General features: G+C 56.4%; 12 protein-coding genes. All 12 read right to left on the bottom strand.

The window, feature by feature from the left end:
* Positions 1–15 precede the first annotated feature (15 nt).
* The 12 genes from atpG to mnmE all read right to left on the bottom strand — a co-directional run bounded on the left by atpG (position 16) and on the right by mnmE (position 11564).
* Positions 16–876 (bottom strand): F0F1 ATP synthase subunit gamma, encoded by an 861-nt coding sequence (gene atpG / locus KVG88_RS16955; protein WP_008045673.1) that lies wholly within the window; start codon positions 874–876, stop codon positions 16–18.
* 50 nt (positions 877–926) lie between these two features.
* Positions 927–2471: a F0F1 ATP synthase subunit alpha gene (gene atpA / locus KVG88_RS16950; protein WP_030132553.1), complete on the bottom strand. Its 1545-nt coding sequence runs from the start codon at positions 2469–2471 to the stop codon at positions 927–929.
* Between the two features lie 21 nt (positions 2472–2492).
* Positions 2493–3029 (bottom strand): F0F1 ATP synthase subunit delta, encoded by a 537-nt coding sequence (locus KVG88_RS16945; RefSeq protein WP_056854268.1) that lies wholly within the window; start codon positions 3027–3029, stop codon positions 2493–2495.
* 12 nt (positions 3030–3041) lie between these two features.
* Positions 3042–3512, bottom strand: a complete 471-nt coding sequence (locus KVG88_RS16940; RefSeq protein ID WP_060540276.1) for a F0F1 ATP synthase subunit B — start codon at positions 3510–3512, stop codon at positions 3042–3044.
* Between the two features lie 58 nt (positions 3513–3570).
* Positions 3571–3828 (bottom strand): F0F1 ATP synthase subunit C, encoded by a 258-nt coding sequence (atpE, locus tag KVG88_RS16935; RefSeq protein ID WP_003097235.1) that lies wholly within the window; start codon positions 3826–3828, stop codon positions 3571–3573.
* Between the two features lie 134 nt (positions 3829–3962).
* On the bottom strand, positions 3963–4832 hold the full coding sequence (gene atpB, locus KVG88_RS16930) for a F0F1 ATP synthase subunit A (RefSeq protein ID WP_150702274.1): 870 nt from the start codon (positions 4830–4832) through the stop codon (positions 3963–3965).
* Between the two features lie 16 nt (positions 4833–4848).
* Positions 4849–5256, bottom strand: a complete 408-nt coding sequence (locus tag KVG88_RS16925) for a F0F1 ATP synthase subunit I (RefSeq protein ID WP_056854266.1) — start codon at positions 5254–5256, stop codon at positions 4849–4851.
* 148 nt (positions 5257–5404) lie between these two features.
* Positions 5405–6277 (bottom strand): ParB/RepB/Spo0J family partition protein, encoded by an 873-nt coding sequence (locus KVG88_RS16920; protein WP_150702275.1) that lies wholly within the window; start codon positions 6275–6277, stop codon positions 5405–5407.
* A gap of 9 nt (positions 6278–6286) precedes the next feature.
* Positions 6287–7084, bottom strand: a complete 798-nt coding sequence (locus KVG88_RS16915; RefSeq protein ID WP_150702276.1) for a ParA family protein — start codon at positions 7082–7084, stop codon at positions 6287–6289.
* Between the two features lie 18 nt (positions 7085–7102).
* Positions 7103–7747: a 16S rRNA (guanine(527)-N(7))-methyltransferase RsmG gene (gene rsmG / locus KVG88_RS16910; RefSeq protein WP_217872072.1), complete on the bottom strand. Its 645-nt coding sequence runs from the start codon at positions 7745–7747 to the stop codon at positions 7103–7105.
* Entirely contained in the window at positions 7744–9642 is a 1899-nt protein-coding gene (mnmG, locus tag KVG88_RS16905; RefSeq protein WP_150702278.1) for a tRNA uridine-5-carboxymethylaminomethyl(34) synthesis enzyme MnmG, read from the bottom strand. Before mnmG ends, rsmG begins: the two co-directional genes overlap by 4 nt.
* A gap of 551 nt (positions 9643–10193) precedes the next feature.
* Positions 10194–11564, bottom strand: a complete 1371-nt coding sequence (mnmE, locus tag KVG88_RS16900; RefSeq protein WP_217872071.1) for a tRNA uridine-5-carboxymethylaminomethyl(34) synthesis GTPase MnmE — start codon at positions 11562–11564, stop codon at positions 10194–10196.
* Between the last annotated feature and the right edge of the window lie 37 nt (positions 11565–11601).

Raw genomic sequence — 11601 nt, 5'->3', positions numbered from 1 at the left:
TGAATATTTGAACCGTTAAACCGCGGCAGCGCCGCCGACGATTTCCGAGATCTCTTGGGTGATCGCAGCCTGACGCGCCTTGTTGTAGACCAGCTGCAAATCGCTGATCAAATCACCGGCGTTGTCGGTAGCGTTCTTCATCGCGATCATCCGCGCAGCTTGTTCAGCCGCGTTGTTCTCGACCACCGCCTGGTAGACCTGCGACTCCACGTAACGGACCATCAAGCCGTCCAGCAGCTCCTTGGCATCCGGTTCGTAGAGATAGTCCCAGTGGTGCTTGAGGTCTTGATCCGGGGTTGCCACCAGTGGAATCAATTGCTCCACGGTAGGCTGTTGCGTCATGGTGTTGATGAACTTGTTGGACACCACGGACAGGCGGTCAATACGGCCGTCCAGGTAGGCATCCAGCATCACCTTGACGCTGCCGATCAGATCATTGATCGACGGCTCTTCACCCAGGTGGCTGATAGCTGCAACGACGTTACCGCCGAAGTTGCGGAAAAAGGCCGCACCCTTGCTACCAACGACACACAGATCGATCTCGACGCCGTTTTCGCGGTTTACCGCCATGTCCTTGACCAGGGCCTTGAACAGGTTGGTGTTCAAGCCGCCGCACAGACCACGGTCACTGCTCACTACGACATAACCCACACGCTTGATTTCGCGGTCGATCATGAACGGGTGGCGGTATTCCGGGTTGGCGTTGGCCAGATGCCCAATTACCTGGCGGATACGCTCCGCATAAGGACGGCTAGCAGCCATGCGCATTTGTGCCTTGCGCATTTTGCTGACCGCCACTTTTTCCATGGCGCTGGTAATCTTTTGCGTGCTTTTGATGCTCGCAATCTTACTGCGAATCTCTTTTGCGCCTGCCATGTAACACCTATCAGGTTAGCAAGCGGGAGCCTTGCGGCTCCCGCTGCGGCTTACCAGGTTTGGGTGGCCTTGAACTTCTCGATACCGGCTTTCATGCCAGCGTCGATTTCGTCATTGAAGTCACCTTTCACGTTGATCTTCGCCATCAAATCGGCGTGATCGCGGTTGAAGAAAGCAATCAGCGCTTGCTCGAAGCTGCCGATCTTGGCGATTTCAACGTCAGTCAGGAACCCACGCTCAGCGGCATACAGCGACAGCGCCATGTCAGCGATCGACATTGGTGCGTATTGCTTCTGCTTCATCAGCTCGGTAACGCGCTGACCATGCTCAAGTTGCTTACGGGTCGCTTCGTCCAGGTCAGAAGCGAACTGGGCGAATGCCGCCAGTTCACGGTACTGAGCCAGAGCGGTACGGATACCACCGGACAGCTTCTTGATGATCTTGGTCTGAGCGGCACCACCCACACGGGATACCGAAACACCGGCGTTCACTGCAGGGCGGATGCCCGAGTTGAACATGGCCGATTCCAGGAAGATCTGACCGTCGGTGATGGAAATCACGTTGGTCGGAACGAACGCGGAAACGTCGCCAGCCTGGGTTTCGATGATCGGCAGTGCGGTCAGGGAACCGGTTTTGCCGGTCACTGCGCCGTTGGTGAACTTCTCTACGTATTCTTCCGAAACGCGGGATGCGCGCTCCAGCAGACGGGAGTGGAGATAGAACACGTCGCCTGGGTAAGCTTCACGGCCTGGTGGACGGCGCAGCAGCAGGGAAATCTGGCGGTAAGCCACTGCTTGCTTGGACAGATCGTCATAAACGATCAGCGCGTCTTCACCGCGGTCGCGGAAGAATTCACCCATGGTGCAACCGGAGTACGGTGCCAGGAATTGCAGCGCAGGAGATTCCGAAGCACTGGCAGCCACGATGATCGTGTTGGCCAGGGCGCCGTTTTCTTCCAGCTTGCGAACCACGTTGGCGATGGTCGATTGTTTCTGACCGATAGCTACGTAGACGCAGAAAATGCCGCTGTTCTTCTGGTTGATGATCGCGTCGATCGCCAGAGCGGTTTTACCGATCTGACGGTCACCGATGATCAGCTCACGCTGGCCACGGCCGACAGGGATCATGGCATCGACAGCCTTGTAGCCAGTCTGTACAGGCTGGTCTACCGACTTACGCCAGATCACGCCTGGAGCAACTTTCTCGACCGCGTCGGTCTCGGTGTTGCCCAGTGGACCTTTGCCGTCAACAGGGTTACCCAGTGCGTCGACTACGCGACCCAGCAGTTCCTTACCAACCGGAACTTCCAGGATACGGCCGGTGCACTTGGCGCTCATGCCTTCAGCCAGAGACTGGTATGCGCCCAATACAACGGCACCTACGGAGTCTTGCTCCAGGTTGAGGGCCATACCGAAGACGCCGCCCGGAAACTCGATCATCTCGCCGTACATTACGTCGGCCAGACCGTGAATCCGCACGATACCGTCAGATACGCTGACGACAGTGCCTTCGTTACGGGCTTGGGAGGTCACATCGAGCTTGTCGATGCGGCCCTTGATAATTTCACTTATTTCGGAAGGATTGAGTTGCTGCATTGCTCTGCTGCCCCTTCAAACTCAAGATTTCAATGCTTCGGCAAGTTTCGCGATTTTGCCGCGAATCGAGCCATCGATAACCAGGTCGCCGGCGCGGATGACAACACCCCCAATAAGGGATTTATCTTCCTCGACTTGCAGGCGCACTTCCCGGTTGAGTCGTGCACTGAGAACCTTGGCGAGTTTGTCTTGCTGTTCTTGGTTCAATGCGAAAGCACTGGTCACTTCTACGTCTACCGACTTCTCTTGTTCGGCCTTGTACAGGTCGAACAGAGCGGCGATCTCCGGCAACAGCGGGAGACGGTCGTTTTCGGCAACGACGTGGATGAAGTTCTGTGCCTTGGCATCAAACTTGTCGCCGCACACGTCAATGAACGTGGCGGCCTTTTCTGCGCTCGTCAGTCGCGGGGCCTTGAGCACGCGCTGCATGGTGTCGTCTTCCGACACCGCTGCAGCCAGGCCGAGCATGGCTGACCAATTGGCCAGTTGCTGGTGGGCCTGAGCGTGCTCGAAGGCCGCCTTAGCGTAAGGTCGGGCCAACGTGGTCAGTTCTGCCATGATCGCCCTCGCTTAGATTTCAGCAGCCAGTTGGTTAACCAGCTCTGCGTGCGCGTTTTGATCGATTGTGGCACCCAGGATCTTCGCAGCACCGCCAACGGCCAGGCTACCCACTTGGGCGCGCAGCGCGTCTTTGACGCTGTTCAGTTCCTGTTCGATCTCGGCCTGAGCCTGAACCTTCACACGGTCAGCGTCGATACGGGCTTTTTCAACAGCCTCTTCAACAATCTGATTACCGCGTTTCTTGGCTTGCTCGATGATTTCAGCTGCCTGAGCTTTCGCTTCGCGCAGTTGCTGACCCGCTTTCTCTTGGGCCAACTCCAGGTCGCGAGCTGCTCGGCTGGCAGCGTCCAGACCATCAGCGATCTTCTTTTGACGTTCGTGCAATGCCGCAATGACCGGAGGCCATACGAACTTCATGCAGAACAGTACAAAAATCAGGAACGCAACGGACTGGCCAATCAGGGTCGCATTAATGTTCACGCCAACACCTCGCAGTTACGTTGTCCATCACACCAAATTACCCGGAAGATCCGAGTAATTAGCCAGCGATCTGACCAACGAACGGGTTCGCAAAGGTGAAGAACAGAGCGATACCAACACCGATCATGGTTACGGCGTCGAGCAGACCGGCAACGATGAACATTTTAACTTGCAGCATTGGAACCATTTCTGGCTGACGCGCTGCGCCTTCCAGGAACTTGCCGCCCAGCAGGCCGAAACCAATTGCGGTACCCAGTGCGCCCAGGCCGATCAACAGTGCAACAGCGATAGCGGTTAGACCAACTACAGTTTCCATCTTTCCTCCCGACTTTTACGTCGTATGGTTTAGGTTTTTTTAATTTAAAGCGGTAAAACAAATCGTTTCAGATGCCCCGTCAGGAGCACCTTCCCGTTTTACCGGGAAGGACATCAGACTAGTCGAGACTGGTCTTAATGGTTTTCTTCGTGCGCCATCGACAGGTAAACGATGGTCAGCATCATGAAGATGAACGCCTGCAGTGTGATGATCAGGATGTGGAACACAGCCCACGCCCACTGCAGAACAACGCCCAGGCCACTAAGCCAGAGCAGACCGCTGCCGAACATCACAGCAATCAGAATGAAGACCAGCTCGCCGGCGTACATGTTGCCGAACAGACGCAGTGCCAGAGAGATCGGCTTGGCGATCAGGGTCACGAATTCCAGCAGGAAGTTCACCGGGATCAGCAGAGCCTGAACGAAGATGTTCTTGCTGCCGAACGGGTGCAGGGTCAGTTCGCCGATGAAGCCGCCGATGCCCTTGACCTTGATGCTATAGAAAATGATCAGTGCGAAAACCGAGAGTGCCATGCCCAGGGTCGCGTTCGGGTCGGTAGTCGACACGGCGCGGAACGGGATGTGTGCATCGCCGGAGATCAGGATGGCCAGCTGAGGAATCCAGTCGACCGGTACCAGGTCGACAGCGTTCATCAGGAACACCCAGACGAAGATGGTCAGTGCCAGCGGTGCAATCACCGGGCTACGGCCATGGAAGCTGTCTTTCACGCTGCCATCGACGAATTCGACCAGTACTTCAACGAAGTTCTGCAAAGCACCTGGCTGACCGGAAGTCGCTTTCTTGGCCGCCATGCGGAAAAGAAGAACGAAGATCAGACCCAATGCGACCGACCAGCCGAGGGTATCGACGTGGAAAGCCCAGAAGCCCATTTCTTTGGCTTCTGCTGCGGTGTGGGCAAAGCCCCAGCCGCCGGTAGGATGCTGACCGAAAGTCAGGTTCTGCAAGTGGTGCTGGATATAGCCCGAAGCGGTTGTTTCTGCCATGGTTGCCTCAAACGCCCTAAGGTCTCGAAAGTCTTGTTCTCATCAGCAGGGGAGCGAACCAGCTGACTGACTGAGTCAGCACGAAGGCACCGAATACTGCTATCGGTGCCAGTGGCTTCACACCTGCAAACACCAGTGCAAACAGCACTGCCGTCAAAATCAGTTTCCCCGCCTCGCCGGCATAAAACGACCGGACGATGGACTGGGCTGCTCGGGCGCCGGAAAACCGAAATGCCCTGTGAGCGAAATACACATTGGGCAGCAAGGCTATCAGACCTCCGCAAAGTCCCGAGTATCCGGCAACGACTCCGTGCCATTGCCAGAGCGCCAAAGCGGCAATGAGCAAGACGACGAATTGAGCCATTAACACCGGAAAAACTGCCAGGCGATGGAACGGCAAGCGGTTTGGCGTGCGGGTTTCCATCACTATTGCTCTCCAATGGTCGGCTGCCGAAATTCAATAACTTGGCATAATTTGTGCCGACAAAATGCGCGCAGAGTATAGGGGCGGTTCTGCCCCTATTCAACTGTCAGGTAGTGATTTCCGACTGCGCGCTACATGAGGAAATGTTTCAGCGAATATGTGCGAGTACGCCTTGAAGCTCATCCAGGGAGTTGTAGCCAATCACCAACTGCCCTTTTCCCTTCTTACCGTGGCGGATCTGCACCGCAGAGCCTAGGCGCTCGGCCAGGCGCTGTTCCAGCCGTGCGATATCCGGGTCCGGTTTTGCCGCTTCCACAGGCTCCGGTTTACCACTCAACCACTGGCGAACCAGTGCCTCAGTTTGGCGCACAGTCAGCCCGCGTGCGACAACATGTCGCGCCCCTTCAACCTGTTGATTGTCCGGCAAACCAAGCAAAGCACGGGCATGACCCATTTCCAGGTCGCCATGGGACAACATGGTCTTGATGACTTCAGGCAGCGAGATCAGGCGCAACAGGTTGGCCACCGTCACCCGGGACTTGCCCACCGCTTCAGCCACTTGTTGCTGAGTCAGCTGAAACTCCTGCTGCAAACGCTGCAAGGCCACGGCTTCTTCGATCGGGTTGAGGTCTTCGCGCTGGATGTTTTCGATCAGCGCGATGGCAATGGCGGTCTCATCCGGTACATCGCGCACCATCGCCGGGATGGTTTCCTGGCCAGCCTGCTGGCTGGCGCGCCAGCGGCGTTCGCCGGCAATGATCTCAAAGCGGCCACCGCCGATCGGACGAACCACGATCGGTTGCATCACGCCTTGGGCCTTGATCGACAGCGCCAGCTCTTCGAGAGCCTGAGGGTCCATATCGCGACGCGGCTGATACTTGCCACGCTGGAGCAAGTCCAGTGGCAGGTGTTGCAGCTCACGGTGATCGGCTTGCGCGGCTTGCTCTTCCAGAGAGCTGACGGTCGGACCACTCAGCAGTGCATCCAGTCCACGTCCGAGACCTCGTTTCTTGACGGCCATGGGGATTCCTTAAGTTGCCTGAGCAGCGGCGATGCGTGAGTTTTTGCGCTGACGACGAACCATTTCGCCCGCCAGAGCCAGATAGGCAACAGCGCCACGCGATGCTTTGTCGTAAGCCAGCGCCGGCATGCCGTAGCTTGGCGCTTCGGCCAGTCGGATGTTGCGTGGAATGACCGTGTCGTAGAGTTGCTCGCCGAAGTGTTCCTTGAGCTGGGCCGAAACATCGTTCATCAGGCTCAAGCGCGGGTCGTACATCGTCCGCAGCAAGCCTTCGATCTTGAGGTTCGGGTTCAACAATTCAGCGATGCGCTTGATGTTATCCACAAGGTCGCTCAAACCTTCGAGCGCAAAGTACTCGCACTGCATGGGGATAATTACGCCATCGGCGGCAACCAAGGCGTTCAGCGTCAGCATCGAAAGCGACGGCGGGCAGTCGATCAAAATGTAATCGTAGTTTTCACGAATCGGCGCCAGCGCACTGCGCAGACGGCTTTCCTTCATCTGCATTTCCAGCAGAACCACTTCCGCGGCCGTCAGGTCACGGTTGGCCGGCAACAGTTGGTAACCGCCATGCTCGGAGTAGTGCATGGCCTGCGCCAGGTCACACTCACCGATCAACAGGTCGTAGACCGAGTTTTCCAGGCCGTGTTTATCCACACCGCTACCCATGGTGGCGTTGCCCTGTGGATCGAGATCGATCAACAACACCCTGCGCTTGGTGGCGACCAGGGATGCTGCGAGGTTGATGCAGGTGGTGGTCTTGCCCACACCACCTTTCTGGTTCGCTATCGCGAATACCTTAGCCATTCTTGCTTGTGTTCCCAATCATGCCGTGCGGCGCAGTATCAGCAGATGGCGTTGGCCTTGGCAACCGGGTACGGCCAGGGCGTGTTCGCTATCGAGGTGGAAGTCTGCCGGCAATGCTACCAGCTCATCGGCGGGATGAACGCCCTTCATTGCCAGCCAACGCGTATCGGTGTCGCCAAGGTGACGAGTCCAGTTGGTGAAGTTTTCCATGCTGCTGAAAGCCCGGGAGATGATCCCGTTGAAGGGCTGGGCAGGCTGGAACGCTTCAACACGACTGTGGATAACTTGCAGGTTATCCAGTTTAAGTTCGAGTTTGACCTGGGTCAGAAACCGCGTTTTCTTGCCGTTGCTGTCCAGACAGGTCACTTGCGACTCTGGAAACAGGATGGCCAGTGGGATGCCGGGCATGCCGCCGCCGCTGCCAACATCCAGCCAACGACCGTTTTCGATGAACGACATCACGCTCAGACTATCGAGCAAATGACGCGAGACCATTTCATCGGGATCACGGACGGCGGTCAGGTTGTAAGCCTTGTTCCATTTGATCAACAGGGCCAGATAGCCCAGCAGCTGCGCGTGCTGGGTTTCAGTCAGCATGACACCTAGTTGGCCGGCACCTGTGGATAACTCTTCTGCGTGTTGCGAAGTGACCAACGAACTCAAGCGCTTTGCTCCAACTGACGGCCCGCGCCGCGTTTTTTCAAATGAATCATCAACAGCGAAATGGCTGCCGGCGTAACGCCCGGAATCCGCGACGCCTGGCCCAGGGTTTCTGGACGGGTCGCACCGAGCTTGCTCTGGATCTCTTTGGAGAGACCGGAAATGTTCGTGTAATCGATATCCACAGGCAGTTTGGTGTCTTCACTTGCGCGCAGACGGGCGATTTCATCCTGTTGACGATCGATGTAGCCCGCGTACTTGGTTTTGATTTCGACCTGTTCGGCGACCTGTGGATCTTCTGCGCCACCGCCCGTGACGGAGATCAGACCAGCGTAGTCGATTTCCGGGCGGCTCAAGAGATTGAGCAGGTTGTATTCGTGGGTGAGCGGCGTACCGAATTTTTCGGCAATCGCATCGCCTTGTTCCGTACCCGGGCGGACCCAAGTGCTCTTCAGACGCTGCTCTTCCAGTTCGATGCTCTCGCGTTTTTTGCAGAAAGCCGCCCAGCGCGCGTCATCCACCAGACCCAGTTCACGACCTTTTTCGGTCAAGCGCAGGTCGGCGTTGTCTTCACGCAGGATCAAACGGTATTCGGCACGGGAAGTGAACATCCGGTACGGCTCTTGGGTGCCCAAGGTAATCAGGTCGTCAACCAAAACGCCGATATACGCTTCATCGCGACGCGGACACCAGGCGTCTTTGCCCTGAGCACGCAGTGCGGCGTTGGTTCCGGCGAGCAAACCCTGGGCGCCGGCTTCTTCGTAACCGGTGGTGCCGTTGATTTGCCCAGCGAAGAACAAACCGCCGATGACTTTGGTTTCCAGGCTGTACTTCAGGTCGCGCGGATCGAAGTAGTCGTACTCGATGGCGTAGCCCGGACGCACGATATGCGCATTTTCCATGCCGCGGATCGATTGCACGATCTGCAACTGCACATCGAACGGCAAGCTTGTGGATATCCCGTTCGGATACAGCTCATGAGTGGTCAAACCTTCCGGTTCGATGAACACCTGATGGCTTTCTTTGTCAGCAAAGCGATGGATCTTGTCTTCGATCGACGGGCAATAACGCGGACCGATGCCTTCGATCTCACCGGCAGCGGAATACATCGGCGAACGGTCGAGGTTCGCGGCAATGATTTCGTGGGTACGCGCATTCGTGTGAGTGATCCAGCAACTGACCTGCTGCGGATGCTGTTCCTTGTTGCCCATGAATGACATCACGGGAATCGGCGTATCGCCCGGTTGCTCGGACATCACAGAGAAATCCACAGAACGGCCATCGATACGCGGTGGGGTACCGGTTTTCAGGCGACCCACGCGCAATGGCAGTTCACGCAGACGGTGAGCCAGCGCGATCGATGGCGGATCACCGGCGCGACCGCCGGAAAAATTCTGCAAACCGATGTGGATAAGTCCACCGAGGAATGTGCCGGTGGTCAACACCACGGAATCTGCGAAGAAGCGCAGGCCCATTTGGGTGACAACACCACGTACTTGTTCCTGCTCGACGATCAGATCGTCTGCCGCCTGTTGAAATATCCACAGGTTTGGCTGGTTTTCCAGGATTTCGCGGACAGCGGCCTTGTACAGAACCCGGTCTGCCTGAGCCCGGGTTGCACGCACGGCTGGGCCTTTACGGCTGTTCAACACACGAAACTGGATGCCGCCTTTATCGGTGGCTATCGCCATCGCGCCGCCGAGGGCGTCGATTTCCTTGACCAGGTGGCTTTTACCGATGCCGCCAATGGCCGGGTTGCAACTCATGGCGCCGAGGGTTTCCACGTTATGCGTCAGCAACAGGGTTTTAACCCCCATACGTGCTGAGGCCAGTGCTGCCTCGGTACCGGCATGACCGCCGCCGATGACGATCACTTCAAAACGGGAAGGGAAATCCACCACGCACCTCGTGCCTGCTTAAGTAGGTAATTCAGGAATAGTTTGAGCTCAGGTTTTTGGACCTGGTCGACAAGTATAGGGACTTCGCCCTTCCTAAAGAACCCTCTGCACAAAATTTAACCAGCTGTGGAGAAGTCGAGGTTATAGAAATTAAAAAGAGAGAAATTTATTAAATCTTTGTTTTTATGTTTATTTCTACTGACCCTCTTTTCTGTGGATAGATCTCTACAGGCCTTTATTTTCAATATGTACAGAGTTTCAAAACCCTGTGATCATGTGCCAATGAGGCCCTTGGATAACCGGTGTAAGCCTGTGGATGAAAGTGCCTGTTATCCACAAGGGGGATTATCTTCAGTTTTCAGGCCCTGTTATCAACTGCCCTTAGCCGTGGTTATTCACAGGGCTTAATCCACAGAAAAGCGCCTAAAGGAGTAAAAAGCAGGCACGCGAATGCCGCTCAAGCAGGAAGAATTTGCTCAGCGCTGGAGGATATTCAGGAGAAAGAGAAAACAGACAGGCGCGAATGGCCTGTCTGTGGACAACGAAGGGCGTTATTTACCGATGCAAAAGCTGGAAAAGATTCGACCCAACAGGTCATCGGAGCTGAACGCGCCAGTGATTTCGCCGAGGGATTGTTGAGCCTGCCGTAGATCTTCGGCGAGCAATTCACCTGCACCCGCCAGTGTCAGCTGCGCGCGACCGTGCTCAAGCGCTGCACTGGCATGGCGCAGAGCCTCAAGGTGTCGCCTGCGTGCACTGAAACTGCTTTCCGAAGTCTGTTCGTAGCCCATGCAGGCCTTGAGATGTTCACGCAGAAGATCCAGGCCATTGCCGGCGGATTTTGCACTCAGGCTGATCGTGACATGACCATCCTCACTAACCTCCAATGCAATCGCCTCCCCCGTTAGATCTGCCTTGTTGCGGATGAGCGTCACTTTCGCCGGGTCTGGCCGTGTTTCGAGAAATTCCGGCCATAAAGCAAACGGATCAAGGGCTTCGGGGGCGGTAGCATCTACCACCAACAGCACGCGGTCGGCCTCGCCGATGGCTTTCAACGCTCGTTCAACACCAATTTTTTCCACATGGTCATCGGTGTCTCGCAAACCCGCTGTGTCGACCACATGCAGCGGCATGCCATCGATGTGGATATGTTCGCGCAGTACATCCCGCGTGGTGCCGGCGATCTCGGTCACAATCGCCGCTTCCCGGCCTGCCAAGGCATTGAGTAGGCTGGACTTCCCGGCATTCGGACGGCCGGCAATCACCACGGTCATGCCGTCACGCAGTAAAGCGCCTTGCCCGGCTTCGCGCATCACGGTGGATAACTCGTCGCGAACCTTATCGAGCATGCTCAATACGTGGCCATCGGCGAGAAAGTCGATTTCTTCTTCCGGGAAATCGATTGCAGCCTCGACATAAATCCTCAGACCGATCAATTGCTCTGTGAGGTTATGCACACGTGCGGAAAATGCGCCTTGCAAGGAGCGCAGGGCATTTCGGGCAGCCTGTGCAGAACTGGCTTCAATCAGGTCGGCAATGGCTTCGGCCTGTGCCAGGTCGAGTTTGTCGTTGAGGAATGCGCGCTCGCTGAATTCTCCTGGTCGGGCAAGTCGGCAACCCAATTGCAGGCAACGCTGCAGCAGCATATCCAGAACAATCGGCCCGCCATGTCCCTGGAGTTCCAGGACATCTTCACCGGTGAACGAGTTTGGGCCGGGGAAATACAAAGCAATGCCCTGGTCCAGCACTTCTTCGTGTTCACTGAGAAAAGGACCGTAATGAGCGAATCGCGGTTTGAGCTCGCGACCACAGAAGGCCTTGGCGGCAATGCCGGCCAACGGCCCGGAAATACGAACGATGCCAACCCCACCTCGACCTTGAGCAGTGGCGACAGCGGCGATGGTTTCACGCGGAGCGTTCATAAACCGGTATCCAGACAAAAGTGACAGATAGCAAAAC

Origin of the sequence: Pseudomonas azerbaijanoccidentalis, from assembly GCF_019145495.1 — a bacterium.
Classification (GTDB): Bacteria; Pseudomonadota; Gammaproteobacteria; order Pseudomonadales; family Pseudomonadaceae; genus Aquipseudomonas; species Aquipseudomonas azerbaijanoccidentalis.
Note: the sequence above shows the minus strand (reverse complement) of the source record. Positions and strands in the feature narration are given on the sequence as shown.